The 25842-nt window shown below is 44.4% G+C and carries 32 protein-coding genes; 20 read left to right on the plus strand and 12 right to left on the minus strand.

The window, feature by feature from the left end:
* Positions 1 to 318 precede the first annotated feature (318 nt).
* The 3 genes from BJP37_RS06955 to ndhC are packed head-to-tail and all read right to left on the minus strand — an operon-like array spanning position 319 to position 1947.
* Complete coding sequence (locus BJP37_RS06955; RefSeq protein WP_075897534.1) at positions 319 to 849, minus strand: NAD(P)H-quinone oxidoreductase subunit J; 531 nt, start codon at positions 847 to 849, stop codon at positions 319 to 321.
* Positions 842 to 1588, minus strand: a complete 747-nt coding sequence (ndhK, locus tag BJP37_RS06960; protein WP_198953975.1) for a photosynthetic/respiratory NAD(P)H-quinone oxidoreductase subunit K — start codon at positions 1586 to 1588, stop codon at positions 842 to 844. The genes BJP37_RS06955 and ndhK overlap by 8 nt, the downstream gene beginning before the upstream one ends.
* Entirely contained in the window at positions 1585 to 1947 is a 363-nt protein-coding gene (gene ndhC, locus BJP37_RS06965) for a photosynthetic/respiratory NAD(P)H-quinone oxidoreductase subunit C (RefSeq protein ID WP_070391734.1), read from the minus strand. The genes ndhK and ndhC overlap by 4 nt, the downstream gene beginning before the upstream one ends.
* Positions 1948 to 2270: 323 nt before the next feature.
* On the opposite strand from ndhC, the gene BJP37_RS06970 reads away from it, so the two are divergent.
* The 6 genes from BJP37_RS06970 (at position 2271) to BJP37_RS06995 (ending at position 5020) form a co-directional block, all read left to right on the plus strand.
* Positions 2271 to 2618, plus strand: coding sequence for a rubredoxin (locus BJP37_RS06970; protein ID WP_070391735.1), 348 nt, complete (start codon positions 2271 to 2273; stop codon positions 2616 to 2618).
* A 149-nt stretch (positions 2619 to 2767) separates the two neighbouring features.
* The gene (locus BJP37_RS06975) at positions 2768 to 3760 is read left to right on the plus strand and encodes a photosynthesis system II assembly factor Ycf48 (protein WP_229415225.1); all 993 of its coding nucleotides are present in this window, start codon (positions 2768 to 2770) and stop codon (positions 3758 to 3760) included.
* 133 nt (positions 3761 to 3893) lie between these two features.
* Complete coding sequence (gene psbE, locus BJP37_RS06980) at positions 3894 to 4139, plus strand: cytochrome b559 subunit alpha (RefSeq protein ID WP_075897538.1); 246 nt, start codon at positions 3894 to 3896, stop codon at positions 4137 to 4139.
* Between the two features lie 26 nt (positions 4140 to 4165).
* Positions 4166 to 4300, plus strand: coding sequence for a cytochrome b559 subunit beta (gene psbF, locus BJP37_RS06985; protein WP_075897540.1), 135 nt, complete (start codon positions 4166 to 4168; stop codon positions 4298 to 4300).
* An 11-nt stretch (positions 4301 to 4311) separates the two neighbouring features.
* The gene (gene psbL / locus BJP37_RS06990) at positions 4312 to 4431 is read left to right on the plus strand and encodes a photosystem II reaction center protein PsbL (protein ID WP_071986819.1); all 120 of its coding nucleotides are present in this window, start codon (positions 4312 to 4314) and stop codon (positions 4429 to 4431) included.
* A 469-nt stretch (positions 4432 to 4900) separates the two neighbouring features.
* Entirely contained in the window at positions 4901 to 5020 is a 120-nt protein-coding gene (locus BJP37_RS06995) for a photosystem II reaction center protein J (RefSeq protein WP_071986820.1), read from the plus strand.
* 794 nt (positions 5021 to 5814) lie between these two features.
* On the opposite strand, the gene BJP37_RS07000 is transcribed toward BJP37_RS06995, so the two are convergent.
* Both BJP37_RS07000 and BJP37_RS07005 read right to left on the minus strand, forming a co-directional pair.
* Complete coding sequence (locus tag BJP37_RS07000; RefSeq protein ID WP_075897542.1) at positions 5815 to 6660, minus strand: CPBP family intramembrane glutamic endopeptidase; 846 nt, start codon at positions 6658 to 6660, stop codon at positions 5815 to 5817.
* A gap of 853 nt (positions 6661 to 7513) precedes the next feature.
* Positions 7514 to 7897, minus strand: coding sequence for an AbrB family transcriptional regulator (locus BJP37_RS07005; protein WP_075897544.1), 384 nt, complete (start codon positions 7895 to 7897; stop codon positions 7514 to 7516).
* Between the two features lie 411 nt (positions 7898 to 8308).
* Here BJP37_RS07005 and BJP37_RS07010 point away from each other — a divergent pair, with 411 nt between their 5' ends.
* Positions 8309 to 9310 (plus strand): succinate dehydrogenase/fumarate reductase iron-sulfur subunit, encoded by a 1002-nt coding sequence (locus tag BJP37_RS07010; RefSeq protein WP_075897546.1) that lies wholly within the window; start codon positions 8309 to 8311, stop codon positions 9308 to 9310.
* Complete coding sequence (locus BJP37_RS07015) at positions 9307 to 9495, plus strand: CAB/ELIP/HLIP family chlorophyll-binding protein (RefSeq protein ID WP_075897548.1); 189 nt, start codon at positions 9307 to 9309, stop codon at positions 9493 to 9495. The genes BJP37_RS07010 and BJP37_RS07015 overlap by 4 nt, the downstream gene beginning before the upstream one ends.
* 354 nt (positions 9496 to 9849) lie before the next feature.
* On the opposite strand, the gene BJP37_RS07020 is transcribed toward BJP37_RS07015, so the two are convergent.
* Together BJP37_RS07020 and BJP37_RS07025 are read right to left on the minus strand one after the other, a co-directional pair.
* A complete protein-coding gene (locus BJP37_RS07020) occupies positions 9850 to 11649 on the minus strand; it encodes a mechanosensitive ion channel domain-containing protein (protein ID WP_075897550.1) in 1800 nt (599 codons plus the stop codon).
* 667 nt (positions 11650 to 12316) lie between these two features.
* Positions 12317 to 12508 carry a hypothetical protein gene (locus BJP37_RS07025; RefSeq protein ID WP_075905843.1) on the minus strand — a complete coding sequence of 64 codons (192 nt, stop codon included), beginning with the start codon at positions 12506 to 12508 and terminating at the stop codon, positions 12317 to 12319.
* A gap of 202 nt (positions 12509 to 12710) precedes the next feature.
* On the opposite strand from BJP37_RS07025, the gene BJP37_RS38700 reads away from it, so the two are divergent.
* Positions 12711 to 12872 (plus strand): hypothetical protein, encoded by a 162-nt coding sequence (locus BJP37_RS38700; RefSeq protein WP_158069468.1) that lies wholly within the window; start codon positions 12711 to 12713, stop codon positions 12870 to 12872.
* A gap of 520 nt (positions 12873 to 13392) precedes the next feature.
* On the opposite strand, the gene BJP37_RS38705 is transcribed toward BJP37_RS38700, so the two are convergent.
* On the minus strand, positions 13393 to 13587 hold the full coding sequence (locus BJP37_RS38705; protein WP_158069469.1) for a hypothetical protein: 195 nt from the start codon (positions 13585 to 13587) through the stop codon (positions 13393 to 13395).
* Positions 13588 to 13606: 19 nt separating this feature from the next.
* Here BJP37_RS38705 and BJP37_RS07030 point away from each other — a divergent pair, with 19 nt between their 5' ends.
* From BJP37_RS07030 to BJP37_RS07065, 8 genes are all read left to right on the plus strand, one after another.
* On the plus strand, positions 13607 to 14815 hold the full coding sequence (locus tag BJP37_RS07030; protein WP_075897552.1) for an FG-GAP repeat domain-containing protein: 1209 nt from the start codon (positions 13607 to 13609) through the stop codon (positions 14813 to 14815).
* Positions 14816 to 15158: 343 nt separating this feature from the next.
* On the plus strand, positions 15159 to 15635 hold the full coding sequence (locus BJP37_RS07035; protein WP_075897554.1) for an ATP-dependent zinc protease family protein: 477 nt from the start codon (positions 15159 to 15161) through the stop codon (positions 15633 to 15635).
* Positions 15632 to 16561 carry a 30S ribosomal protein S6--L-glutamate ligase gene (gene rimK / locus BJP37_RS07040; RefSeq protein WP_075897556.1) on the plus strand — a complete coding sequence of 310 codons (930 nt, stop codon included), beginning with the start codon at positions 15632 to 15634 and terminating at the stop codon, positions 16559 to 16561. Before BJP37_RS07035 ends, rimK begins: the two co-directional genes overlap by 4 nt.
* 76 nt (positions 16562 to 16637) lie before the next feature.
* The gene (locus tag BJP37_RS07045; RefSeq protein ID WP_075897558.1) at positions 16638 to 17060 is read left to right on the plus strand and encodes a hypothetical protein; all 423 of its coding nucleotides are present in this window, start codon (positions 16638 to 16640) and stop codon (positions 17058 to 17060) included.
* Positions 17061 to 17587: 527 nt separating this feature from the next.
* Positions 17588 to 19033 (plus strand): PRC-barrel domain-containing protein, encoded by a 1446-nt coding sequence (locus tag BJP37_RS07050; protein ID WP_075897560.1) that lies wholly within the window; start codon positions 17588 to 17590, stop codon positions 19031 to 19033.
* Between the two features lie 31 nt (positions 19034 to 19064).
* The gene (locus BJP37_RS07055; protein WP_075897562.1) at positions 19065 to 19304 is read left to right on the plus strand and encodes a hypothetical protein; all 240 of its coding nucleotides are present in this window, start codon (positions 19065 to 19067) and stop codon (positions 19302 to 19304) included.
* Between the two features lie 135 nt (positions 19305 to 19439).
* Positions 19440 to 19706, plus strand: a complete 267-nt coding sequence (locus tag BJP37_RS07060) for a hypothetical protein (protein ID WP_075897564.1) — start codon at positions 19440 to 19442, stop codon at positions 19704 to 19706.
* Between the two features lie 184 nt (positions 19707 to 19890).
* Positions 19891 to 20304, plus strand: a complete 414-nt coding sequence (locus BJP37_RS07065) for a hypothetical protein (protein ID WP_075897566.1) — start codon at positions 19891 to 19893, stop codon at positions 20302 to 20304.
* A 335-nt stretch (positions 20305 to 20639) separates the two neighbouring features.
* Here the strand turns inward: BJP37_RS07065 and BJP37_RS07070 are convergent, their stop codons facing one another.
* Positions 20640 to 22274, minus strand: a complete 1635-nt coding sequence (locus tag BJP37_RS07070; RefSeq protein WP_075897568.1) for an alpha/beta hydrolase — start codon at positions 22272 to 22274, stop codon at positions 20640 to 20642.
* A gap of 83 nt (positions 22275 to 22357) precedes the next feature.
* Here BJP37_RS07070 and BJP37_RS35820 point away from each other — a divergent pair, with 83 nt between their 5' ends.
* Positions 22358 to 22546, plus strand: a complete 189-nt coding sequence (locus tag BJP37_RS35820) for a hypothetical protein (RefSeq protein WP_143727500.1) — start codon at positions 22358 to 22360, stop codon at positions 22544 to 22546.
* Positions 22547 to 22945: 399 nt separating this feature from the next.
* Entirely contained in the window at positions 22946 to 23866 is a 921-nt protein-coding gene (gene argF / locus BJP37_RS07075) for an ornithine carbamoyltransferase (RefSeq protein WP_075897570.1), read from the plus strand.
* Between the two features lie 3 nt (positions 23867 to 23869).
* Here the strand turns inward: argF and BJP37_RS38710 are convergent, their stop codons facing one another.
* Both BJP37_RS38710 and BJP37_RS07080 read right to left on the minus strand, forming a co-directional pair.
* Positions 23870 to 24031 (minus strand): hypothetical protein, encoded by a 162-nt coding sequence (locus tag BJP37_RS38710; protein WP_158069470.1) that lies wholly within the window; start codon positions 24029 to 24031, stop codon positions 23870 to 23872.
* Positions 24032 to 24079: 48 nt separating this feature from the next.
* Positions 24080 to 24286, minus strand: coding sequence for a hypothetical protein (locus BJP37_RS07080; RefSeq protein ID WP_075897572.1), 207 nt, complete (start codon positions 24284 to 24286; stop codon positions 24080 to 24082).
* A gap of 109 nt (positions 24287 to 24395) precedes the next feature.
* Here BJP37_RS07080 and lexA point away from each other — a divergent pair, with 109 nt between their 5' ends.
* Positions 24396 to 25028 carry a transcriptional repressor LexA gene (gene lexA, locus BJP37_RS07085; RefSeq protein ID WP_070391225.1) on the plus strand — a complete coding sequence of 211 codons (633 nt, stop codon included), beginning with the start codon at positions 24396 to 24398 and terminating at the stop codon, positions 25026 to 25028.
* Between the two features lie 67 nt (positions 25029 to 25095).
* On the opposite strand, the gene BJP37_RS07090 is transcribed toward lexA, so the two are convergent.
* A complete protein-coding gene (locus BJP37_RS07090; RefSeq protein WP_075897574.1) occupies positions 25096 to 25368 on the minus strand; it encodes a TRADD-N-associated membrane domain-containing protein in 273 nt (90 codons plus the stop codon).
* Positions 25369 to 25842: the final 474 nt, after the last annotated feature.

Here is a 25842-nt window from a genome sequence, read left to right on the forward strand (position 1 = left end):
GTCAGAAGTTACCGCAAGAAGAGTGGAGCCTTTATGGTTAGCAGGCTATGCATAAAAGGGTTAAAACTTTATGATTAAGGCTCCACTATTCTAAGGTTTCGTCTCCGGGATGCCCCTCCGTGCCGGAACAATACAAAAATTCGATTTTTTCCCTAGTAAATAGCTGACAAACCAGCATTTAAGGCCTTTGGCCACGCTTCGTGAACGGCTTTGTTTATCAGTAGATATATTATAGCAATTCCATACATACTCTGTGCAAAATTCATCCCACACCTAATGCCCAGCATAGGTGTGGGATGAATTTTGCCGGACAGCTAATCAATAAGCATCCTGTAATTCGTAGAAGTCCGGTGATATATAATCCTTCCGCAAAGGCCAACCCACCCAATCTTCTGGCATCAAAATCCGCTTCAGGTTAGGGTGCCCTTCAAAAACTATACCGAACATATCGTAGGTTTCCCGCTCCTGCCAATCAGCAGCTTTCCATATCCAGTAAACCGAGGGAAGCTTAGGATTATCTCGCGGTAGGAATACTTTTACACGCACTTCCTCAGGCTGATCAGTATTATCACTCACTTTAATCAAGTGGTAAAAGCTTACCAAGTCTGCCCCAGGACCAAAATCATAGCCTCCTTGACATTGGAGGTAGTTAAACCCATAGGCATACAGAGCAGTAGCAATGGGAAGCAAGACATCTGCTTCAACTTTGAGTACCTCAACGCCTAGGTGATCCAACTCCATGAACTCATGCTCAAAACCGTTTTCCTTGAGCCATCCCGAGACTTTTCCCGCTTCAACTATCTCAGAGGATTGTGTGGTTTGCTCTACGGGTTTTGACTCTTCAGCCACGCTCTACCTCCTGCTTTTGATAGGATTTGAGTGCTGGTGGTACTGCCATTCCCATCCCCTCGGTCAACTCTTTGGGGGGAGTATAGCGCTCGTCAGATTGCAGGTACTTACCGGTCAAAATCTCTGGTACCACTTTCATGTTGTGAGTGGTGCTGTAGTAACGGTGGGTTTGCTTGAGCTGACCACGCTCCTGAATCGACTCGTTAGCCACCTTTTTGCGAAGCTTGACAATAGCATCCATGATTGCTTCTGGACGAGGGGGACACCCAGGTATATAGACATCCACTGGAATCAATTTATCCACACCACGCACTGCTGTTGGAGAATCAACGCTAAACATGCCGCCAGTGATAGTACAAGCTCCCATGGCAATCACGTACTTCGGCTCTGGCATCTGCTCATAAAGACGAACCAGTGCTGGTCCCATTTTCATGGTTATGGTACCCGCTGTGATAATTAAATCCGCTTGTCTGGGGCTAGAACGAGGAACCAAACCAAAACGGTCAAAGTCAAACCGCGACCCAATCATTGCCGCAAATTCAATGAAGCAACAAGCGGTACCATACAACATCGGCCAGAGGCTGGAAAGCCGCGCCCAGTTGTAAAGGTCGTCTACTGTAGTTAAGATTACATTTTCCGATAGGTCTTGAGTGATTTGGGTTCGCTCAATCGGGTTAAGAATTTTGTTTGTTTGCTGCTGTTCTATAGCAGCACTATCCTTTGTAAGATTAGATTTCATGACCATTCCAAGGCTCCTTTGCGCCAAGCGTAAACCAGAGCAACCACAAGAATTGCAATAAAAATTAGGGCTTCCACAAATGCCAGTAATCCCAGGCGATTGAAGGCGACAGCCCAGGGATAGAGGAATACAGTTTCAACATCGAAAATCACGAACACCAGGGCGAACATATAGTAACGAATGTTGAACTGAATCCAAGCACCCCCCACTGGTTCCATACCAGATTCATAGGTGGTGCGCCGCTCTGGCTCCCGATGGCTAGGTCGCAAAAGCTTGGAAGCCGACAGGGCTAGTAGGGGAACTAAGCTGCAAGCTAGTATGAAGCCTAAGAGATACTCGTAACCGCTAAGAACAAACACAATTGGTCAGTGCCAGGTAAAAACTGGCGTTAGTACTTCTTTACAAACTTTATTATAGGTGGTCTGCCCTTTTGAACGGTCCTCAGGGGTCAGTGGTTGGTTCTCAAAAGCCAATGACTACCATAGACTTCAAGGTTGCTCGTAGTTGATTGTACTCCCTCTCCCTAGAAGACCCTACTCTTTCAAGGGTTCATCAAAAATCGGGTCAGGCATCTCGGAGAAACTCCTGAGCTTAAATCGAAAGTTAAGAAAATCTGACACTTAGTGTGTGATAATATTTTTTAACATAGTTATTAAGATTTGCTGCTTAAGCTTACAGAGGAATGACTGAACGAGCCCCAGAGCAAACCCTAGCTGAACAGGCACCCAGCAGCTATGAATGCCGTGCTTGTGGCTATGTTTACGATCCGACTAAGGGAGATAGTAATCGCAATGTTCCAGCTGGGACATTATATAAGGATTTGCCAGATGATTGGCGCTGTCCAGTGTGCAGCGCTCCGAAAATTCAGTTTATTAATATTGGTGCTGTTAATGCCCCGTCTGGATTTCAGGAGAATCTTACCTATGGCTTCGGTGTTAACCGCATGACACCAGCACAAAAGAACCTTTTAATTTTTGCCGCTTTAGGATTAGGCTTTTTGTTTTTTCTGAGCCTTTACGGTTTGAACTGAAATCAGGGCAGTTGGCTTGTATGCGTGAACGTGAGCAACTGCTGGCATCACCAAAGCTTAGATCTAGAAGCCATCGCCCTTGGTGGGGTCTGAAAACCTACGGAGAACGCTGCCATACTCAAGAAGTTCTGGAAATAATGAGATATTTGATGAAAACGCTGAAACAAATTTTAATATTACTGGCGGTGGCATTAATTTGTGTCAGCTGCAAATTTCCTTCATCCATAAGCTATAATCCTTGGGCGGTTATTTCCTTACCTACAGAAGCGACCATGCAAGACCTTGGCTTTACCGGGGATCTTAGTCATGGATGGATTGTGGGTAGCTATGCCACAATTTTTGAGACTAAGGATGGGGGTAATACATGGCAACAGAAAGGCTTGGATCTAGGAGATGAAAATTATCGCTTCTCCTCTGTAAGCTTTGCTGGTGATGAGGGGTGGATTGTTGGTCAACCCTCGATCATGCTTCATACTAATGATGGGGGTGAATCTTGGTCTCGCATTCTCTTAAGTGAAAAGTTACCAGGTTCACCCAACAGAATCCTGGCTCTCGGACCCAACTCAGCAGAGATGACCACTGATGTTGGCGCAATTTATCAGACTAAGGATGCTGGTAAAACCTGGAAGGCTCAGGTAGCACAAGCGGTCGGAGTCACCCGTAATATTTCCCGCTCTGAAGATGGTAGTTACGTTGCTGTGTCTGCTAGAGGGAACTTTTACTCCACTTGGGATCCAGGTCAGAGTGCTTGGTTACAGCATAATCGTTACAGTTCCAAGCGTCTCCAGAATATGGGGTTTACCCCCGATGGTCGTCTGTGGATTTTGGCCCGGGGTGGTCAGGTACAATTTAGCACTGCCGAAAACCTAGAAGAGTGGGAAGAACCAATTTATCCAGATTTTTCCAACAGCTTGGGATTACTTGACTTAGCCTATCGCACACCCAATGAAATTTGGGTAGCAGGTGGCAGTGGTAATTTGCTTTGTAGCTTTGATGGTGGAAAAACCTGGCAAAAAGACCGGGATCTTAGGGATGTTCCCTCGAATTTTTACAAAATAGTCTTTGTAACACCAGAACAGGGGTTTGTCATTGGTCAGAAAGGGATTTTACTCAAGTATGAGCTGCCTAGCCAGGAAGCTTAGGGCTTGGAAATCCCTATGATCGATGCCAGTCAGTTTCGTTTTATCTTTCAACATCGAAGATGTAGAAAAAAACGGCACTTAGAACTATTATAGTTATGGAATTTTAAACGGTTGTTGGTAGGAGGAATCTACGATGGCAGGTACAACTGGAGAACGTCCGTTTGGTGACATTATTACCAGCGTTCGTTACTGGGTCATTCACAGTGTTACTATCCCAGCCCTATTTATCGCTGGTTGGCTTTTTGTGAGCACTGGTCTGGCTTACGATGCGTTTGGCACACCCCGTCCTAATGAATACTTTACTCAAGAGCGGATGGAACTACCAATCGTTTCCGACCGCGACAATGCTAAACAGCAAGTTGAAGAATTTGCTCCATAAGGTTTTTTAGATAAAGGCAGACAATCATGACTAGCAGTAATCCCAATCAACCAGTTTCGTATCCGATTTTCACGGTTAGATGGTTAGCGGTTCATACCCTAGCCGTTCCTTCAGTCTTTTTCTTAGGCGCGATCGCAGCCATGCAATTTATTCAACGATAGGAGAAGCAATTATGGAGCGGAATTCCAATCCCAATAGACAGCCGGTTGAACTCAATCGGACGTCTCTTTACTTAGGTCTATTACTGATTTTTGTGCTTGGTATTCTGTTTTCCAGTTATTTCTTTAATTAACTGATTTAACAGATTCGCCTAAATCCCCATCTTGGAGACGGCTCGGATGTAAACTGGAAAAGACTCTTAGTTAATTACCTGGTAATTTCCGGTTAATCGCTAATTTCCTAGCTAAGATGCACCGCGATAGACATTTTTCCTAAGTTGTTTAGGTTATGGCACCTACGAATGAACGCTATTTCGTAGCCCTGTCACTAGTAGTTAAGTTAAGGGAAAAGTGCTGCTAGCTCAACAAGCCTTTACAACATTGTCTTGATGCAGTCGCTCATGGGGGAAACCCCCTGTTCCCTTGCTGCATCGCTGCCGTTCGCGGAAGCAGGAAGAAGTCCGGCAAAGATTACTCCTGATAGGAGTTGCGCAAAATCTAAGCCACGAGGGAGGCTTTTCAACGAAATTACTAGTTATTAAGCCTTCTATCGTTAACTACATGTAAGAAAAAAAACTTGATTTAAAATTGGAGGTATAAGCTGTGTCTGGAGGGGGAAGAATTCCTTTATGGATAGTTGCCACTATCGCTGGTACTGGTGTCCTCGTAGTGGTTGGTCTTTTCTTCTATGGTGCCTATGTGGGAGTTGGTTCTTCCATGTAAGGTTGACCGATTTCTCTGATTAACAGGAACCTGTAATTTATCACCAACTATAATTCCCTGATTTAGTTGGTGATAGGTTTCCATTATAACAAGGTTTTGAAACCTAAAAAATCCTTGAAAGGCTTAAAGCCAATAGGGTTTTATGCCTTTTGTTGTGGGCTAGCCACAGGTGCAACCCGTAGTCAATTTTATGCTTAATGGGTTAAGCGCACCTAATAATTCATGCGGTTTTAACCCGTGATGATGTCAATGGTAGATCCGACCATAATCTCTGATATGGTTGTGAGTAATTTGCCTCTTGTTTCAATAGGATAATCGCTGGTTTAACATGAGCTGGCGGTATTTTTTTTGGTCATTAATTGCTAAGACAGCCTGCCGGATATAGGAGTCTGTTGAGAGGTTTAAAGCCAATTTAAAACAGCTTAAATTTTTATCTAATCGAGGGGGTCTGGGGCAGCGATAAGACCCGCGCTATATCCGATCTTGTTAGCGCCGGGATACATGGGCCTCACAGGGGTAGGTTTTTTTCATTAGGGTCAAACATGGGGCGACCCAGAGGGAGAAGAAAAGGAAAACAACGAAAAAGCGGTGCAGCTTCGGAACAGGGGGTTTCCCCCACTCGCGCTTTGCATCAAGACAATGATGATTTTTAGCGATGCAGCTTTCTTATCCCCCACACCCCACACCCGGTCACCCCACACCCCACACCTCACGTCTTTGTTAAAAACCTACCCTTATGAGGATACATGGGCTCCCCTAGGTTAATTGAGGGGATGTCACCAAATCTTAACCAGCTAATTCGGCAACATCAGTAATAATAAAGCCCCAACTCCCAATAAACAAAGAAGACCAACTATCCCAGCTAACGGTTTTCCTGCCAAACCCGTTATCCATATTGGTCCACTGCCTGTGTAAGCAATTAATTCAGCTGAGTCCAAGCAAGTTAAACCCCAAATCCAACCAGCATGTAGTCCCCATGCTAAACCCAGACTGCCTCCATCCACCCAACGGGCTAGGACTAATACCATTCCCATTAGCCATAATCCTGGTAACTGAGGGATAGTATCTTTTTGTTCCCAAACTAGGTGTAACAGGGCAAAAACCCCACTAGAGATGGCTGCTCCTACCCCGATAGAATAGTCCTGCTTTAGTTGATTCACTAAGAAGCCACGAAAGACTAACTCTTCTGTAAGCCCAATCCACAGACCTAATAACATCACTGGCAGTAATATCGGTACCAAACGCTGCCAATTTTCAGAATTCCAGCGCACCCAGCCTAGTGATAATTGCCCAGTAAATACTATGATTAAGCTGAAAATACCTACTCCTAGTCCCAATCCTAAAGACCCTAAAACGCTTAATTTCCAATCCAATCCGTAATCGGAGAAAGGCACCCCCTCTAGTTGAGAAGCTCCCCATAAAATTAGGGGAGCAATTAGGTAAAGTGCTGCGAGTAGTGGTAACTTTTGGCCTGGTGCTAAAGGCTGATTTGGACGCCACTTTAAAACCATAGCTATAGGGAGAGCTAGGGGCAGCCACAAAACTACCCAAGCTAGGAAAAAAGTTCCTAGCTTCAAAATAGTAGTTGACGTCATTAATGACACAAACGACCCATTAGTTGCCTGATCAAGAATAGCCATTGGCGAGATTTGCAAATTGCTATCAAATTACTATCAAATTACTATAAGGTCTCAACTACACTACCATAAGTGGCTGCTTTTTTACTATGGCAAGTTGCCTAACGAGAGAGTAAATCGGGCTGCTTAATAATAGCCTGGTTTACCGACTCCTCAGGTAGTAGAAAGAAGATTTTTGTTTCTACAGGTGCGACAATCACGCGAATTTAATTCTTAATGGTAAGAGCGCACCTATCATGGTTTTCACAAAGCAAAGTAGAGGCCAAATCTGCCCCAGGGTTTGGATTTAAGCTCTAGGTTATGGTGTGCCCCACAGTACCTTTTTTAGAATGGCAGACAATCAACTTTAATACAATATCTACCTTATTCGTTTCATAGACTCCCAGATCGTTAGACGAAACCGAGGTGCACGTATCATTCTTTTAACAGGTTTTTACGTTGTCTACTTATATTCAGGCAAGTTGGTTGTCTGACTTCCTATTATATAGGACAGCGCTAGTTTAGGGATTACCAACAACAGAATAAAAAAATATCCGTTGCGAATTTATTCGTCAAGCAAGCTTATATCCCCCGGATCAATCACGGGGGCTTTACCCATCACGTCGCCAATAAATTCTTCAAAGCTCACGTCCCCAAAGAATCTTCATGGGGAGGCGTCGCTCGCCCCAAACTGTCGTTTTTCATCCCCGCTCCCTTAGAGACGGGGGTTTCAAACTCGCAGGATTTTCTGTAAGAAGGATTACTTCAAAGCAGTGCGACCCCACGCTTTTTTTTAAGCGAAGCGTGAATGCGCACCAAGAGAGCGAAGCGTGAACACACACCAAGTGGCTGTTTTCTTTGCTTTGTGAGTAGATACCTATTCAGCTTCAGAATCGCCATCCACCTGCTTAAGATGGATATGCTTGTAGCCTAGTTTAATTTCAAACTCATCACCAGGCTCTAATCCCATAGACTGAGTGTAGGTTGAACCAATAACAATTTGACCATTTTTATGGACACTCACACGATAAGTCGGTTCACGCCCCCGACCATCTTTTGTGCCTTCTGGATCCAGGGGAACACCCTTGGCTCCTAAAACCGCATCATAAAAATCTGTTAAATTGACGCGGGTCTGGTCTGTTTTAGTTATAGTGTAATAGCCGCAACGCTTGGCTGTCTCTCGGCGAGGCAAGTGTGATAGCTCTTTTACTTTTTGAAGTAATGCTTTACCAGTTAGGGGAGTAGTTGAAATCTCTGGCATAATCTCACGAGATATCCTTTAAACTTCAGAGTGGTCAAGATCATTAATGGCCAAACTTTGGCTCTATTAAAAATATATCGTTAAATCTATCTCAGTTGACAAGATATTTTGGATCATTTGTTTAAATCTTTACGTATTTCAATAATAACAGATCAGACAATCTCTGCCTAAGCCTTTAGGGGCAGTAAGATGATAACTATGAAAATAATCCAGGAAACATACCAATAGGATTGCACTCTTACACCAGAAGTCAACTAGCGAGGGGTATTGCTTCCCTAGGGACTACTCAAACAAGTATGGCCTAATTATCAAGAGTAACTACTTACCTCAACAGTAGTCCTGTTGCTCATATCATCCCTTAACCTTACCGATTATCCTTGTATATGTTGGAATACTCAAGAGCTTAGTTTTATGCAAGTTGATTTTAAAATCATTCGACAGACTCAAAACACTGCGCCACTACTCCAGACTTATAGGCTGGATGTCCAGAAAGGAAACACGATTCTGGAATGCTTGAATCGTATTAAGTGGGAACAAGATGGTACTTTAGCTTTTCGCAAAAATTGTCGCAACACGATTTGTGGTAGCTGTGGCATACGAATCAATGGTCGCTCGGCTTTGGCCTGTAAGGAAAATGTGGGCAATGAATTGGGCAAGCAACAGCTGCCAGATGACTCTAAAATCCCGGAGATTACTATAGCACCTCTGGGTAATATGCCAGTAATCAAGGATTTAGTCGTTGAGATGAGCAGCTTCTGGGATAACTTAGAAGCTGTTGATCCCTACGTCAGCACTGCTGCTAGGAAGATTCCCGAACGGGAATTTTTACAGAGTCCTGAAGAGCGATCGCATTTGGCTCAGGCAGGTAATTGTATCATGTGTGGTGCCTGTTATTCTGAGTGTAATGCCAAAGAAGTTAATCGAGATTTTGTCGGTCCTCATGCCTTGGCTAAAGCACAGCGTCTGGTGGTAGATTCTCGTGATAATACCACAGAAAATCGTTTGGAGAAATATAACGAAGCAATAAAAGGAGTCTGGGGTTGTACCCGCTGTATGATGTGTAATGCGGTTTGCCCGATGGGTGTGGCTCCTATGGATCAAATTGGTAAGATTAAACAGCATATTCTTGAAGCCATTGATGACCAACAGAGTCGTCCAATCCGCCACCGCAAAGTCCTAATTGATTTAGTCAAAGAGGGAGGTTGGATTGATGAGCGTAAGTTTGGCTTGCAGGTGGTTGGTAACTCATTTCGAGATATCCAAGGTTTGGTGAGCCTAGGACCACTGGGATTACGAATGCTAGTTCGAGGTAAGTTTCCCTTGAGCTTTTCTCCATCAGCAGGAACATCACAAGTGCGATCGCTAATTGAATCGGTAAAAAATTTGGAGTCTGAAGGATCTGATCAGTCATGAGTTCTGAAACACCCAATAAGAGTGAATCATCTGAGGAGTCTTTTAACCAACCTGAACCAGCTTTTGGTTGGAATCCCTATGCTGAGCAAATCAACGGCAGGTTTGCGATGGTTGCCTTAGTTTGTATCCTGTTACTGGAATTGCTCACTGGTCAAGGTTTGTTGACTTGGCTGGGTCTACTCTAAGGAATTTCCAACTACTATATAATGATCCCGAGCTTGAGATTTCTTTGCTCTTACAATCACGATTGTTGACGGTTGACGGTTGAACGCGCACCCGTGGCCTAAAGGCCAAGGTTGACGGTTTACTACCTCTGTTGGGATTTCCTCTTTGCCCTGACCAGCCAATTGTTGCGGCTACACAAATGTAGAGACCTAGCATGCTAGGTCTCTACAAGGCTCTGGGCAATGAATTAAATAAATTAATTAAGCTAATTAAACTGGAGTATTGCACCTGGATTGGCTATCAGTTGTGTTAATTAGATAGATGTTGGACCGCTGCTATACGAAAGTAGGCATTCTACAGATAAGTCTACAGATTCAAGCTGTCTTACCGTTGGGGAAAGAGCTATGGGGCTTTGGATTTGTTATCTGGCCATGACTTCCTGCTCGGGGAAGGTCTTGCTTAGCCATAGCTTCACTGATGTATATTTCCTGCCTCGGCAGTGGGATCACAATTCCCTCTTGTTCAAATCTTTCTTTTATAATTCGGCTGATGTCACAATAGGCTGTCCAGTAATCCTCTTTCTTAGTATAGGCCATAAACCAAATGTTAACAGCATATTCAGCCAATTCCCCAGTGTCGATCCAAGGTGCAGGGTCTTCCAATACTAACCGATGAGAGTTGGCAATATCCTTAAGAACTTGGATGGTTTGAGTAATACTATTGCTGTAGCTGATCCTTACCGTGAGAAAGATAACACGGATGGGGCTACTGGTTTCGTTCTCAATAACGTTACCCCAGATTGAGTTGTTCGGCACGATAATGATTTTATTTTCATAAGTCTTGATAGTGGTGCAAACTAAGTTGACATCCTTAACCGTACCTTTTACCCCAGCAACTTCAATCATATCGCCCACGTCGAAGGGTTTATAGAGCAAGATCATTAACCCATTGGCAAAGTTACCGAGGGTATTTTGGAACGCAAACGCTACCACAAAACCAGCAGCTCCAATCATGGCCATCAGTGGACCAATACTGACCTCTAGGGCAGTGATACCTAAAAGAATACCCACCAAAAATAATCCTTGGCGGGTTATCCTAACTACGAACTGACGGAGCATAGCTGACATATTCGGGAACATCCACAAAGATTTCTCGAGGACTTTCCCTACAATCAGAGAGAGGATGCTAAAGCCAGCAACAATTCCTAAAAATTTGCCAATGTTATTCGCCCAGCGCAGACCTCCTTCTTTAGACTGGAGCCAGCCGACGATGGTAATCCAAGTTCCTTCAGTGTCGGTGACGTCAACCTTAATCCCACTGATGGCATCGATGTATTTGTTGTACAACTGAACATCACCGCCTTTAGTTTCCAGCTCTTCAAGTACGACCTCAAAGCGATCGCTTAAAGCAGTGCGTTCCTCCCGCAGTGTAGTCATATTGACTAGCACTTGCTTTTTAACTTCGGTCTTGGCCTCGACTGCTTCTTCTAGGTCTTGTTTGGCTTTGTCAATTCCCTGTCCAGTCTTTTTCTGCTCTTGTTCATCAGTAACAATTTTATTGCTAATTGTCCCAATCTTCTCTTGAACCTTAGCAACATCCTCGTTTGAGGTTTTGGCTTTATCTTTTTCCTCTTCAGTACCTTCAACTGCTTTATCAATCGCCCCTTGCAAGGTTTGATCCTGCTTTGTCTTTTCTTCTTCTTTGACTGCTTCTTCTACTGACTCCTGAGCTTTTTCCAGAGCTTCTTGTGCCTCTTCAGCAGCTTTTAAAGCTTTAAGGCGATCCTTAGCCGATCCCTCAGTCTCTATTTTTTCCTTAGTATCTGTTGCTTCCTCAAGAGCCTCTTTGGCATCTTCTAAAGCATCAACAGCTTCTTTAGTTTGTTCAAGCTCTCGATTTTTGCGCTTTACAGCAATTTCCGCATCGCTAAGTTCTTTAACTTTAGTTTTAAGCAAGAACATCCACGCCTCAGCTTCACCATCCAGCTCATCCTTAGTCAAAGGCTTGAGCATTAGCTCTAGCTCCTCAATCGGAATAGTTGGATCGTCAGTGGTAACGGCTTTCTCTAAGATTAAATTAGTGGTCTGTTTCGCTTGGACCGGTAACCACCATGCCCCAACCATTAAGAGACTGCCAAATAAAATGCTAATTTTTTTTTGTCGGTAACGAATCATTGGTTTTTCGTGTTAATAAGACGTTAATAAAGATGTAACCTGTATAGTTTGCTTGACTGCTGAGTGTTAACCAGCGATGCAGCGCGGTCTTGGGGGTTTCCCCCATGAGCGACTGCATCAAGACAATGAAGATGTAACCTGTATAATTTGCTTCACTGTTGAGTCTTAACCGTTGACTGTCAACAGTTGCTCCCCCCATTACCCCCGAAGATCGGCAGAGCTGTTTCATTTTCGATTTAGACTGAGGGGGGGCAGAGTAGCAGAGCAGCGGAGCCAAATTTTCCGCAAAGATTCGGTTTTGAAAGAATTTATCCCTTTCTAATTCTCTCTATCTAACTAAGAAATGAAGAAGCCGGGGGTAGTCAACACTCAATAGTCAACAAGGTATAGATACCCTTTTATTGGTTCAAATCGAGCCATGTCCTTATTGTTGCCCAATATTTTCCACCAATAAACATCTTGAACAAAAATTTTGCAAAATCTTTGCTGAATACTGACTCCGCTTTTATCACATCTTTATTTCCCTAGCGGATAATTAATTATTCATGGCTGCCATCATCCATAGCTTATTTATCGGTAATGGTATATTTACCAGCCGCATTTAGTATAATTCGCTTCTTTTAAACTCGGTAAAATCCTTTATTATAATAGACTTTATTATTAGCCATTACTTAAATAATCTAGCCAAACTATTAGGGAGTAGGGAGTAGGGAATAGGGAGTAGGGAGTAGGGAGTAGGGAGTAGGGAGTAGGGAGTAGGGAGTAGGGAGTAGGGAGTAGGGAATAGGGAGTAGGGAGTAGGGAGTAGGGAGTAGGGAGTAGGGAGTAGGGAGTAGGGAGTAGGATAGTTGGAATTCAAAAATATCACAAATACTTACTAATTTATCTTCTAATAAAACTAAAAAAATATTCGATTTAATGGCGTCTAAGCCTAATATGTTATAGGCAATTGACGTTATTTATTTAAACTAATAATATTCCTGCTATTTTTTACCTATTCTATGGGGAACATGTCAGTTATTTTGATTTGATCGGAGATAATAACTTGATAATAATATCCGTTGCCAAGTAATATCAGCTTGGTTTCATCAGAAACAAACATTAGAGATAAGTTAGGTGATGAAAATCTTAAAAGTTATCAAAAACGGCATGGACTTCAAATTCGCCCCAGCCTTGAAAGTCCTGTGCGCTTTGTTGGTAGCGGCACAACTGTTTTTAAGTAGCGCACCAGGCGCGATCGCACAGCCCATTGGCCCTTGTGTACTAAATCTGGCTGATATTGCTGTGCCCTGTACTCGCGACATCAATCCTTGTGGCAATCCTAGCTTTTGCCAGTGCCCGCCTGCATATTCCTATGATGGATCCGCCGGCAAGTGCATCATCGAAGACATGTCTATGGCAGATGGCCCTGGAGAACCTGTTTTGAGCAGGTGTGTATTCCCACCCAGGGTTTGCTATCAAAACATCAATATGTGTGGCAATTCGAGCTTTTGCGATTGTCCTGAGGGAACCGAATACAATCAGTTACTTGGGTCCTGCGAAATACCCTTGTGATACTAGAACCTGAGAGGTTGTCTGAGAAGTCTCATTTGCTACATTCAAGCCCCCGTTGGTCCCCCAATTTTGGGGGACTTTTAGCAACAAATTGATTCTTGTTCCCCCCAGAATTGGGGGGCTAGGGGGGCGAAACCATACCCAGAATCAGGAACGCCGTTAATTTAAGCGAACAGCTAATACGCTACATCACAGGCTAGAAGCCTGTTCCACGTCCAATGGGGGTTTTCCCCAGACTTTCAATTTTATTTGAAGCTGAACGCGCACGCGTGAGCTTTTAGCTGACGGCTGACGGCTGACCGCTGACCGCTGACCGCTGACCGCTGACCACTGACGGCTGACCGCTGACCGCTGAGAGTTACCAATCAACAAAACGCGCTTCATCTAAAACAGGAAAACAACCATGAAAATCGAAGCAGAAAACACAACTCGCGTTACCCTAGAAAATTACGAGGTTTTTGATAATAATAGTGCTTCAGGCTCTAAGGCAGTCAGAATCGAAGACATTGAAACCAACGGCATAATCAGAATTGACTGGACAGAAAGTGATGGTGTTGCTGGCAAATACCATATCGGTATTGCTCACTTTGATGAAATAGATGGACAAGCCAAAGTAAAATTACGGGTCAATGGTACTGATGTTGACACCTATACTTTGGATAAAAACCTTGGTGGAGAAGGACCCAACTCCGGTAACTATGTCGGTTTGACTGACTCTCTCAGCAATGGTGATCCTAATCCAAATCCTATCTTTAAGGATGTACAACTTGCCCCAGGCGATCGCATCGAAATTGTTGTAGAGGCAGATAGTCTTGATAATGAGACCTTCGAGTTAGGGCGAATTGACGCCATTGAATTCACCTCCGCTGAAGTGGATCTGTTCTGGCATAATTCTGAGACTGGCACCATGGGAGCTTGGCGGATGCATGGGGTAATGGGTACTGACCTAGATCAGGCAGTGACGATTCAAATGGAATCAGTTAACAGTGGCTGGGAGATTCGTGCTGCTGGAGACTTTAACGGTGATAGCCACAAAGATATGGTTTGGCGCAATACCGTTACTGGAGACATTGGTATCTGGTTAATGAAGGGTTCCCAGTTCCAAGAAGCAGTATCCATCGTCCCAGTCTCAGACCTTAACTGGCAAATCCATGGCACAGCAGATTTCAACGGTGATCAGCAAACCGATCTGCTGTGGCGTAATCACTCCACTGGCGAAAATGCAGTTTGGCTGATGAATGGCACTGAGCTAACTCAGGGAGTACTAATCAAATCAGAATCAGCCGACAGTAAATGGAAGATGCTTGGTGCCGGAGACTTTGATGGAGATGATGACGGGGATATTCTCTGGCTTAATACTGAAAACCAAAATGTTTCCTACTGGCGGATGGCAGGTACAGATTACATAGAGTCAGTGTTGGTGAATAATGCACCCTTCGACAACACCTGGAAATTTCAAGGAGTTATGGATTTTGACGACAATAATTACGATGACATTTTCTGGAGCAATACTGTTGATGGCAAGACAGGGATGTGGATGATCAATGAAAACGGTTACGAGCGACCAGTAATCTCTGAGTCGATAGATTTGAGCTGGGAAAGCCATGCCTAAAGTGACCTTTGTTGAGGGTTGACTGTTGACGGTTGACTGTCAACAGTCAACCCTCAATCAAATTATGCGTTCGCGTAGCGTGGCCGTAGGCCAATCGCACTTCTGACTTGCTGTCGCATACAATCAATTACTCACACACCTTAGGGGCGCACGGGATGCGCCCCTAAGGCTAATTTTTGTTATATTCATTATCAAGAGAACGATAGTTATAGGAACGCGCCCCCGCCCCTCTCCCCACACTGTTCTGATTCCCGATTCCCGATTCCCGTTCCCCTCCTGGGAGGGGTTAGGGGTGGGTTCCGATTCCCGATTCCCTGCGCCATAGCATACTAATTTACCCTAAATGAAGCACTCCGAACACTTGCCAATCATTGGCTGGCGAGAATGGTTGACGTTGCCTGAACTTGGTATTATACAGGTCAAGGCGAAAATTGACACTGGCGCACGTTCATCCGCCCTACATGCCTTTGATATCAAAACCTTCGACCATGATGGGATCACCTGGGTTCGCTTCAAAGTGCATCCCTATCAGCGGGACAGCCATCAAACTGTAATCGCAGAAGCGAAACTGTTAGACCAGCGAAAGGTACGCAGTTCCAATGGACAAACTCAGTTGCGACCGGTTATCCAGACTACTGTAAAACTAGGTAGCAAGCAGTGGCCGATTGAACTTACCTTAACCAATCGAGATGCCATGGGTTTCCGGATGTTGCTGGGGCGTCAAGCTGTTCAGAGGCGCTTTTTGGTAGACTCAGGTCATTCCTTTGTACAAAGTTCAACTACGAGTCACCAGAGCAATGATAGGAGTAATCAAGGATGAAAATTGCTATCTTATCCCTAGATGCTGGCTTATATTCTACCCGACGCTTGAAGGATGCTGGGGAAAAGCTGGGTCATGAAATGCGGGTGATTGACTATATGCGCTGTTACATGAATATTACAGCTCACAAGCCAATGGTAATGTATCAGGGCAAACCCTTAGAAAACTTTGATGCCATTATTCCCCGGATCGGGGCATCAAAGACCTTCTATGGCACCGCCGTTGTACGGCAGTTTGAAGTGATGGGTGTTTTTAGTGCTAATCCAACTCAGGCAATTTCCCGCTCTCGTGATAAGCTACGCTCTCTTCAGATCCTTTCTCGTGAAGGTATTGGTTTGCCCGTAACTGGCTTTGCCCATTCCACCCAAGATATTGACGGCTTAATCGAGATGGTAGGTGGTGCTCCTTTGGTGATTAAACTATTGGAGGGTACCCAAGGCATTGGGGTGGTACTGGCAGAAACCCATCAAGCTGCTACGTCCGTCATTGAAGCCTTTCGCGGTTTAGAAGCCAATATTTTAGTCCAAGAATTTATCAAAGAAGCAGGGGGTATGGATATTCGTTGCCTTGTGATTGATAGTAAAATAGTAGCATCAATGAAGCGACAGGGAGCAGAAGGGGAATTTCGCTCGAACCTACACCGAGGGGGAACAGCAGAAAAAATCAAGTTAACCCCTGAAGAGCGTAGCACAGCAATTCGTGCTGCTAAAGCCATGGGATTACGCATAGCTGGGGTAGACATGGTACGCTCCAATCATGGTCCGGTAGTGTTGGAAGTAAATTCTTCACCAGGACTAGAAGGAATTGAAAAGGCGACTGAAGTAGATGTGGCGGGGAAGATTATTGAATTTTTGGAAAAAAGTGCTGCAAATGATAAAAAAGGTACACCTCGCAGTGGAGCTGTTCGCGATCGCATAAAGTATTAAATTGTCATTCAATTTTGACGGAATACTAGGTTATTGTTACTAGAACATAGGTAAATTATTGATTAGGGTGTCAGGAATGAATCCAAGCCTGGAACAGTCAAGTATAGATACTACGACTATGATGACATCTTCCGAACCATTGGTCGAGGTGCCGAAAATCTTGGAAGAAGAGCGCATGCAAAAGGAGCGTATGCATGATGTCCTGCTGCTGCTGGAACATTTAGTAGAAAGGGAAGAGGCTACCGTGAAGCTCATCCTCGATTGCCTCTACGATGTGGGCTCAGTAAACCTGATCAACAAAAAGTTTCAGTCTCGCTCCCTCAACTGGATGATGAAATCAATTGCCCGTATGTCCAAACCAGCCTTCAGAGTTGTTGCTCTGCGCTGGTTTAAGAAGAATTGTCCAGAACTAATTACTAAGTGGCTGGGGGAGCAAGTGCAAGGGAGCAGCGAGTCGGGAGTCGGGAGTCGGGAGTCGGGAGTCGGAACCCACCCCTAACCCCTCCCAGGAGGGGAACGGGAGTCGGGAGTCGGGAGTAGGGGGAATAAAATTGAGTGTACCTGATAAGTACGAGAAACGCCTTTATGCGTAAGTCCTGAAAAGTTTACCGCTGGCTCAGCCTATCCTGACACCGAACAGCTTTTGAATAAAATAAGCTGACGGCTGAATGCTGACACCTTGAGTTAGGAATTTTAACAAAACCAATAGTTTACAAATCTGGTCAAGCAGTTGACAATTTTCTGCTGATATCAGTCATTCAAAAGCTTTTTTAGCGCGAGTGCGCCCCTAGCATGCTCACAGTTTGTTCACAAAGTTTGATTAATCTTTCATCAGAGCTTAATCAAAGGAGCCGAATGTCTAAGTAAATACTCTGTTTGGGTCTAAACAACCAGCTGATGCCTAATGTCATGACTAAAAAGGGGAGGAGATGGAGAGAGTCAAGGTCGGCAAATGCCAGTTGTTAACAACTCCGATGCTACCAGATTTGCTCTAAAAACTCTGATTTAAAACTAAGGAGAACGTTGATGAACACACAATCAGAAACTGCCATTAAGCACAGTGATGTAATCAACCGGATAGTACTGAATCGCCAAAACACTGAAGAAATTGGTCGGGTAGCTGAGCTGTGGCTCGACCCAATGGCTCATAAAGTTTTGGGTTTGGTTTGCAAGTCAGGACTGCTGGGTCGCAAAAAACGGTCATTTACTTGGGCAGAAATTGAGGCGATTGGCTCCGACAGCATTCTAGTTTACCTTGACTCGGAAACCGCAGCGAAAAAACCCCCATCAGTGGAATCGATTGTGGGACATCAGTTGTGGACGGACGGAGGGAATCAGGCAGGTACTTTGGTGGACTATCGATTTGACCCCAACACCGGGACGGTAGTTGAGTATATCTTTGGCTCCAAGGGCTGGCGTGGTGTCACTGATGGCACCTACCGACTTCCCCCTGTCGCCATCGCCAGTGTGGGCGGTAAACGAGTGATGGCCATAGAGGCGATGGTGCAAAACGCTGAGCAGTATACCGATGGCATCAACCAAAAAGTTGCTCAGGCGGCTGAATCCTTGAAAGATGACTACGCCAAAACTAAGGAAGATATGGCGGCGCTGATGGAAGGGGCTCAGGGGTTAGCGACTCAAGTGCAAGAAAATGCTAAAACAGTAGCGGAGAATACCCAAAATAAGTTCTCTGAGGTTGCTGGTCAAGTGCAACAGACCACTAAACAGGTGACTGGTAATGTTCAAGAGAAGTTTTCTGATGTCACCACTCAAGTGCAAGAAAATGCTAAAAAAGTAGCGGAGAATAGCCAAAATAAGTTTTCTGAGGTTGCTGGTCAAGTGCAACAGACCACTAAACAGGTGACTGATAATGCTCAACAGAAACTCTCTGATGTTGCTGGTCAAGTGCAAGAAACTACTAAAAAAGTAGCGGAGAATAGCCAAAATAAGTTTTCTGAGGTTGCTGGTCAAGCACAACAGACCACTAAACAGTTAACTGGTAATGCTCAACAGAAGCTCTCTGAGGTCGCTGGTCAAGCACAACAGACCACTAAACAGTTAACTGGTAATGCTCAACACAAACTCTCTGATGTTGCTGGTCAAGTACAACCGACCAATAAAAAAGTAGCGGGGAATGCCCAAGAGAAGTTTTTTGAGATTGCTGCTCAAGTGCAACAGACCACTAAACAGGTGACTGGTAATGTTCAAGAGAAGCTTTCTGATGTCACCGCTCAAGTGCAAGAAACTACTAAAAAAGTAGCGGAGAATACCCAAGAGAAACTCTCTGAGGTCGCTGGTCAAGCACAACAGACCACTAAACAGCTGACTGACCAGGCTAAGGAAAAACTAGTTCAAGTAAAGACAAAGTTGCCGAGTGCTGACTCCGCTACTACTACAGAAGCTGCTCAGAAAGACAAGACACTCAAAGCTAGTTCTGAGCCAGAATCTGCCAAAACAGCTCTTAAGCACTAACTGATCTATACAACTCAAGGAGAAAAATACCATGAGACAAGTTGCAATACTGGTAACTAGACAATTTGCAATGGTGCTAAGTATTTTAGCGATCGCATCTTGGTTGTCTCTAGCTACTGATGGTAATGAGAACTCTCAGTCTAAACCGATTCCGAGTTCACCAGAAGCAACTGCACCCCAAACACCAGCAGAAACCGCTGCATCCGAGAGAAAAGAAAAACAGAGCTCTCTGCAGAACATAATCTCTGTGTTAATGGTCGCTGATCAGTAATATCAGTATTCAGCGATCAGCCCTCAGCGATCAGCCCTCAGCGATCAGCCCTTGGCCTACGGCCAACGGCTGAATGCTTACTTAGTAATATCTCAGAAGGTGGCAAGAAACGTTTATTGAAGGAGTATTCAAACAATGATTACGACTGACAACAATAGCGATTGCGAATTTCTTCAAGAAGACAGTATATGGTCTGACCTCAGAGCAATTAGAGTTATTAATGGGCTGCAACAGGAGGTGGAGTTCCTAGAAGCCTCAGTGAAACGGCTCCAAATCTGGCTGGTTTTAAGTATTGTGATCCTAGGAGGTAGTATTGCTGCCATCAGTCCCCTTGGTGCTATGACTTACAAGCAGTTGCAGCAGCAATTCGCACCAGTAAATTCCTGGAAAACCACTCAATAAAACTGGTATTTTTTTGATTAATTATTGACCATTAAAACTAAATAATAAATACTAGAGTATTACTAAATGAATTGTGCCCATTTTTGATAATAAATTCCCGACTCCCGACTCCCGACTCCCGACTCCCGACTTCCAGTTATCTTTGCTATAAAAAACCAACAATAAATAGTCTCAAATAAAGGCCATGTCTAACAACAATCATCTAAGTAAAACAAGCACGATCAATAATTTTGCTATAGACAACAAAGCCCTTGCCAACACAGCCCTTCCTGTTGTGACCCCAGTCAATCCTCTTGCTAATCTCCAAGAGCAACATATCGAAGAAGTCGCCGAAGCATTGGTGGAATTTAAAATGACTGCCATGTCCGATAAGAAGAAACAGGAGCAAGAAACAAAAGAGCTACAGAAAAAAATGGGTCGCTTCACCGCTATTTGGATGATCTTAATCTTGATGGTAGCAGGAGCAGGAGCTTGCACAGGATATTTCTTTTATACCCAGCTCAAGGAGCTAACTACAGAAATTACGTCATTGAAAGAGGCTCCGGCAGAATCAGAACAGGCAAAACAAGTTCAACAGCTAGAACGTCAGCTATCTTAATTTAAAAAGCAAGTGCCATCGAATCTGGCAACTGACTTAGAAGCTAACCAAAAAAAACTTTCAGCACTAGAAAAACAAGTCCAAGGAGTACAATAAAGCGTTAAGCACCGCCAACAAGCCCTAGTGGTTTTAGCTAACGCTTTTCAAGACTTGGCTACTTTTGATCAGTCTAAGCCTCCTGTTACTGCGACTTCAGGGGAACATAGTCTAAAAGGTGGCACTGTCAATCAATAATTGAGTAAGCTATTAGCTATCAGCTATCAGCTATCAGCTTAAGCGCTACGCGCATATGCTTACATAAGAACTTTGGGGATTTCATACCCTTTTGTTGCTGCTCAAAAGCCCGCTTTTTCCCGTACCAAAGGCTCAAGAATTGTCACCAAACTCAAGGGCATCAGCTCTTGACTAAGGGATTGAGCATAGGCAGCACTCAGATAAGCTTGGTACTCTGATTTACCAGCAATATAGGTTTGGAAAAATGCTAAACTCAATGCCTTCATATACTCCTGAGCAATAGTTGGGTCAGGACCAAGCACTGCCTCAGGTAAGGGGACATCATCGGGTGATGGGGCGAGGGTGGAAAAGTGGGTTCCTCTCCTAAGCAATACTAGATACTTCTGTAGAGTTGTCAGCCAAGTAAATGGTTGAATCTGTTCTGGTAACGCTGGCGCTATGGTATCATCACTACCAGCGACTACCATCAGGGGCACTTGAATTGGGCTAAGTTGGGATTTTCCTAAGACTGTGCTAGTAATTGGATTAATTGCGATCGCACCTTTAATCCGTTGATCCGATAACTGATAGTCCTGTGGTGGTAAGTCAAAGGCACGACACTGAAGTAGTAGGGATATATTCAAGGTATCCTGATTTAAGGGAGCGCAATCCTGTTGCAATTGCTCAAAATTGATCTCGGCTCCAGCAAGAGCTAAGGATGTGTAACCCCCAAAGGACTGACCCAATACTCCCACCTGTTGCAAATTTAACTGCCCTTTAAAGGAACTTTCTAGTTTATCGAGTAAAAACTTAATATCCAGAGGGCGGTTAATAAATTCTGATGGTGGAGCTGCCTCTTTGGCAAGACCAGTTAACAAAGCCTGTATTTGATCCGCATTACTGCCTGGATGTTCCGGTACAGCCACAGCAAATCCATGGGATGCCAGGTGATGGGCTAAGTATTCAAATGTCTTCCGTTCTGAACCCAGTCCGTGGGAAATAACAATTACTGGTGCTAACCCTTCCCTTGGGGAATCTGGCATATACAAGTCAACGGGAAACTCTCGCCGAGGGCCCAGGTCATCGAAGGTAATGCTTTGCTTAGTATAACTTACTGAACCTGGTTGCCGTAAGTCTAGGGAGAAATCGGATAAACCTCGCTCTGTCTGGGCTGCCGCTTCCTGATCCGATGCCTGTTCCACTGCTGCAATGGCGATCTGGGTTTGCTGAATCAGCTTCGATAAGTCATCAATAATTTCAAAACCCCGTTGTGAGTTAATCCGAATGCCGTAAGTCGGAAATTCCCGCAACACATTCAAAATCGTCAACCCTTCTGGCTTAAAAGCGGCTTTGATTAAAGCCGCTCGAATGGCATAGAAACCGGGTTGACGAGCTTTGGTTTGAATCACTTCACCTACCCGTTGTAGAACTATTTCCCCTTGAGGTGAATAGAGGAATTGAGCGATCGCTACTGGTGTGACATCAATCGGAGTAATTAAGACCTGCCGCAGTTGTTTGAATTCTTCTGGCTTTACATACCCCGCATAGAAGGCTAAGGATGGCTCAACTTTGCCCACTGTCGCATAAACTTCTAGAGCTGCGATCGGTAGAGAAAACTCAATTGGACCATAGGAAATATAGATTTTCTCTGCTGCCTCAACTGGTGCAGAAATCATCACTGGAGTGATCAACAATCCTAGATTCAGCAGCAGCCATCTTAGTCTAGTTTGTAGTTTACCTTTTGCGAATTTGAACATATAGACTTTCCAAATGATTTGTAAAACTAGATTGTAATTTTTTCTAATACAAAAAACGCTGTATTCCTTACTCCTGTTAGTGATTGGTAGTTTTAGGGAACCTAAAGCATTTCATTATTTGTTCACATCTCAAATGTAAATACTATAGCGCTACTCCCGACTGCCCACTCCCGACTGCCCACTCCCGACTGCCTCGGTGCGCTTTCCGTAGGCGAATTAAATTCGCCACGGGTCGCACCGCTCCCGACTCCCTCGGTGCCCTTGACCCGTAATTAAATTCGCCACGGTTCGCACCGCTCCCGACTCCCTAGTGCTGCATCGGGCAAGACATTTGTATTATTTAATAAGGATTTGTCAATTTTTGATGACATTTAGGAGTAGATTAAATAGACTAGGATTATGTTCTTGCGAACTTTTGTGGTAGAGTGAATAACTCTAGCCAAGATTCAAGCTTGTTTTCCTAGAAAAGACTAACTAGTTTTTTAGTCTTTTTTGGGAGACTAGTTAGGATAATTTCAGATAAATAGGATAGCGTCTTAACAGGGTGCATCTTAACAAAAACTGGGGAGCTATAAGGTGCTCATTCCAGGTAAAAATTACACTTTGTTTTCTGGGCAATTGTGTGTAGCACTGTGGCTAGGGTAAACTAGTTTACTCATTGAATATAGAACATGAATACGTTAAAAGGACGCGATTTTCTAGGCTTAGCAGACCTCAGTGCTAGTGACATTCAGGAACTATTGGATAAAGCCACTCAGTTAAAAAAAGGTCAGTGGACTCCTAGGTGCAATAAGGTTTTGGGATTATTGTTTTATAAGGCTTCCACACGGACACGGGTCAGTTTTTCCGTAGCTATGTACCAACTAGGGGGTCAGGTGATTGACTTAAATCCCAATGTCACCCAAGTTGGTCGTGGAGAACCGGTAGTAGATACAGCGCGAGTGTTAGATCGGTACTTGGATATTCTAGCAATTCGTACCTTTGAGCAAAAACAGTTGGAAACCTTTGCCGACTATGCCCAGATTCCAATTATTAATGCTTTGACTGATTGGGAGCATCCTTGTCAGATTTTAGCCGATTTGTTAACGATTCAGGAATGCTTTGGAACACTGGCTGGTTTGACATTGACTTATGTTGGCGACGGTAATAATGTTGCTCATTCACTAATGTTGGGCTGCGCTCTAATGGGAATGAATGTCAGAGTCGCCACACCACCAGCTTATCAACCTGATAGTGCTATTTGTGAGCTTGCCCTGAAAACTGCAGCTGGCCGCACAGAAGTAATGGTTACTGATGATCCAGTAGCTGCTGCCAAGGAAGCTCACCTACTTTATACTGATGTTTGGGCAAGTATGGGTCAGGAAGCCTCAGCTGAGGAGCGAATTCCAATTTTTAAGCCTTATCAAGTTAATCAACAGTTGTTAGACCATGCCGACCCATCAGCAATTGTACTCCACTGTTTACCCGCTCACCGGGAGGAAGAAATTACAGACCAGGTAATCGAAGGCTCGCAATCCCGTGTTTGGGACCAGGCAGAAAACCGTTTACATGCTCAAAAAGCTTTACTGGTCAGTCTTTTAGGGGTTGATTGAATCCTAAGGGAGTAGGGAGTAGGGAGTAGGGAGTAGGGAATAGGGAATCGGGAATCGGGAATCGGGAATCGGGAATCGGGAATCGGGAATCGGGAATCGGGAATCGGGAATCGGGAATCGGGAATCGGGAATCGGGAGTCGGGAAAAAATGTGGGTTACCTGCATCCGCACCTTCAAAGCCCCGTGCAAACTAGGGATCCCCCCTAACCCCCCTTAATAAGGGGGGGACATAACCGTTACTCCCCACACTTCCCACACTCTCCCCATCTCCCCATCTCCCCACACTTCCCACACTTCCCACACTTCCCACACTCCCCACCCTCCCCATCTCCCTATCTCCCCATCTCCCCACACTTCCCACACTCTCCCCATCTCCCCATCTCCCCATCTCCTCATCTCCCCATCTCCCCATCTCCCCATCTCCCCACCCTCTACCCCCGAACAATACTCTGGACAAATCACAAGAGTTGATAGTACCAATGTTCTATAGAGCAATCACAAAGAACGACCATTTTTTGTCCAGAGTCTTATGGAAAACCTCACATCTGCCCAACAAGAACTGTACGATTGGCTGGTTAATTATATTCGGGTGTCACACCATGCCCCTTCGATCCGGCAAATGATGAGAGCAATGAACTTGCGCTCACCAGCACCGATTCAGAGTAGGCTGGAACATTTGCGTAGCAAGGGATACATTGATTGGACGGAAGGAAAAGCCCGGACGATTAGGCTGCTGCGGCATTGTAATTTGGGAGTACCTGTTTTAGGAGCGATCGCAGCCGGGGGTCTAGTGGAACCCTTCACCGACACAGTTGAGGAATTGGATATATCTGGGTTCTTCCAGCAACCAGGTAACTTTGCTCTGCGGGTTACTGGAGACAGCATGATCGAAGACTTAATTACAGAAGGGGATGTGGTGATTATGCGACCAGTGCCTGATCCCGATGACATCAAGAATGGTTTAATTGTAGCGGCACGGGTGGATGGACATGGTACAACCTTGAAACGTTTCTATCGTAAGGGTCACAAAGTTACTCTTAAACCCTCTAATGCTAAGTACCATCCCATAGAAGTGATGGCAAAACATGTCCAGGTTCAAGGAGTATTAGTCGGTGTCTGGCGGGGATATCAGCAGCATCTAACACCAGCAGCGATACATTAGACTTTCCAACAGTTGTCGGGAATAGGGAACAGAGTTTCCTATTCCCATCGGCTATAATTACTAGTTATTACTCTTCATCCTCATCTTCAATCGCTTCATCCAACCTATCATTAGCATCTTTAGCTAGCTTAACAAAAGCAATATTCGATGCTAATCCCACCGCCGTAGTCACTGCTCCTTCAGGTGACTGTTTAAAAATTAATAATCCTGCGCCGATTAGACCCACAATCCCGCTTAGAATTGTAGCTCCGACAAGCAAGTTAAAGGAAAGCTTGGCTTGACGAATGCGCTCGTTCAAGAAGCGGGTTTCTGGGTCAAATTCTTTGTTTGCTTGAGACATAATCTATTCAGCCTTTAGTTGAGCCCACATTCCGCAGGTTCGTCCTCAATTTGAATAATTTTCTCTTTGCTTACAAGCCAAAGCTATATCCTGCAAAGGTTTCATTGATTTGAGTATGAAGAGCATTAAGCCCAGCTTTATTCTCAATTGGTTATAATTTTTGAGAATGGCTGAACTTGCGATCGCTCAGTTTCCCATAGTGTCGTAAAAAATATTCTATATCCAAGCTAACCTGCGGAATGTGGGTTGAGTAACGCTCTTATCTCCAACTATAGGCTCTCAAAACTAACAGTAAGCATTTGTGGATCAAAGTTCACTTATTTCACGGTCTTTACTATGGGTGAAGCTCGAATAAAATATCGTGATTATTGCTTCACTGCTTCACAAATAATCGTGAAACTAGGGGAACAGTTGCGTAGTGGAGTGACCACTCTTAAAAAGTGCATTATACAGAAAAATCTTGATCAGTCTCAA

The sequence above is a fragment of the Moorena bouillonii PNG genome (assembly GCF_001942495.1).
Lineage (GTDB): Bacteria > Cyanobacteriota > Cyanobacteriia > Cyanobacteriales > Coleofasciculaceae > Moorena > Moorena bouillonii.

Excerpts from the sequence above, each read along its gene's own strand:
- ndhK (WP_198953975.1), bottom strand. The coding sequence starts at position 1,588 with ATGAAATCTAATCTTACAAAGGATAGTGCTGCTATAGAACAGCAGCAA.
- BJP37_RS06970 (WP_070391735.1), top strand. The coding sequence starts at position 2,271 with ATGACTGAACGAGCCCCAGAGCAAACCCTAGCTGAACAGGCACCCAGC.
- BJP37_RS06975 (WP_229415225.1), top strand. The coding sequence starts at position 2,768 with ATGAAAACGCTGAAACAAATTTTAATATTACTGGCGGTGGCATTAATT.
- psbE (WP_075897538.1), top strand. The coding sequence starts at position 3,894 with ATGGCAGGTACAACTGGAGAACGTCCGTTTGGTGACATTATTACCAGC.
- psbF (WP_075897540.1), top strand. The coding sequence starts at position 4,166 with ATGACTAGCAGTAATCCCAATCAACCAGTTTCGTATCCGATTTTCACG.
- psbL (WP_071986819.1), top strand. The coding sequence starts at position 4,312 with ATGGAGCGGAATTCCAATCCCAATAGACAGCCGGTTGAACTCAATCGG.
- BJP37_RS07000 (WP_075897542.1), bottom strand. The coding sequence starts at position 6,660 with ATGGCTATTCTTGATCAGGCAACTAATGGGTCGTTTGTGTCATTAATG.
- BJP37_RS07005 (WP_075897544.1), bottom strand. The coding sequence starts at position 7,897 with ATGCCAGAGATTTCAACTACTCCCCTAACTGGTAAAGCATTACTTCAA.
- BJP37_RS07010 (WP_075897546.1), top strand. The coding sequence starts at position 8,309 with ATGCAAGTTGATTTTAAAATCATTCGACAGACTCAAAACACTGCGCCA.
- BJP37_RS07015 (WP_075897548.1), top strand. The coding sequence starts at position 9,307 with ATGAGTTCTGAAACACCCAATAAGAGTGAATCATCTGAGGAGTCTTTT.
- BJP37_RS07020 (WP_075897550.1), bottom strand. The coding sequence starts at position 11,649 with ATGATTCGTTACCGACAAAAAAAAATTAGCATTTTATTTGGCAGTCTC.
- BJP37_RS38705 (WP_158069469.1), bottom strand. The coding sequence starts at position 13,587 with ATGAAGCGCGTTTTGTTGATTGGTAACTCTCAGCGGTCAGCGGTCAGC.
- BJP37_RS07030 (WP_075897552.1), top strand. The coding sequence starts at position 13,607 with ATGAAAATCGAAGCAGAAAACACAACTCGCGTTACCCTAGAAAATTAC.
- BJP37_RS07035 (WP_075897554.1), top strand. The coding sequence starts at position 15,159 with ATGAAGCACTCCGAACACTTGCCAATCATTGGCTGGCGAGAATGGTTG.
- rimK (WP_075897556.1), top strand. The coding sequence starts at position 15,632 with ATGAAAATTGCTATCTTATCCCTAGATGCTGGCTTATATTCTACCCGA.
- BJP37_RS07045 (WP_075897558.1), top strand. The coding sequence starts at position 16,638 with ATGAATCCAAGCCTGGAACAGTCAAGTATAGATACTACGACTATGATG.
- BJP37_RS07050 (WP_075897560.1), top strand. The coding sequence starts at position 17,588 with ATGAACACACAATCAGAAACTGCCATTAAGCACAGTGATGTAATCAAC.
- BJP37_RS07055 (WP_075897562.1), top strand. The coding sequence starts at position 19,065 with ATGAGACAAGTTGCAATACTGGTAACTAGACAATTTGCAATGGTGCTA.
- BJP37_RS07060 (WP_075897564.1), top strand. The coding sequence starts at position 19,440 with ATGATTACGACTGACAACAATAGCGATTGCGAATTTCTTCAAGAAGAC.
- BJP37_RS07065 (WP_075897566.1), top strand. The coding sequence starts at position 19,891 with ATGTCTAACAACAATCATCTAAGTAAAACAAGCACGATCAATAATTTT.
- BJP37_RS07070 (WP_075897568.1), bottom strand. The coding sequence starts at position 22,274 with ATGTTCAAATTCGCAAAAGGTAAACTACAAACTAGACTAAGATGGCTG.
- argF (WP_075897570.1), top strand. The coding sequence starts at position 22,946 with ATGAATACGTTAAAAGGACGCGATTTTCTAGGCTTAGCAGACCTCAGT.
- BJP37_RS38710 (WP_158069470.1), bottom strand. The coding sequence starts at position 24,031 with ATGCAGGTAACCCACATTTTTTCCCGACTCCCGATTCCCGATTCCCGA.
- BJP37_RS07080 (WP_075897572.1), bottom strand. The coding sequence starts at position 24,286 with ATGGGGAGATGGGGAGATGGGGAGATGAGGAGATGGGGAGATGGGGAG.
- lexA (WP_070391225.1), top strand. The coding sequence starts at position 24,396 with ATGGAAAACCTCACATCTGCCCAACAAGAACTGTACGATTGGCTGGTT.
- BJP37_RS07090 (WP_075897574.1), bottom strand. The coding sequence starts at position 25,368 with ATGTCTCAAGCAAACAAAGAATTTGACCCAGAAACCCGCTTCTTGAAC.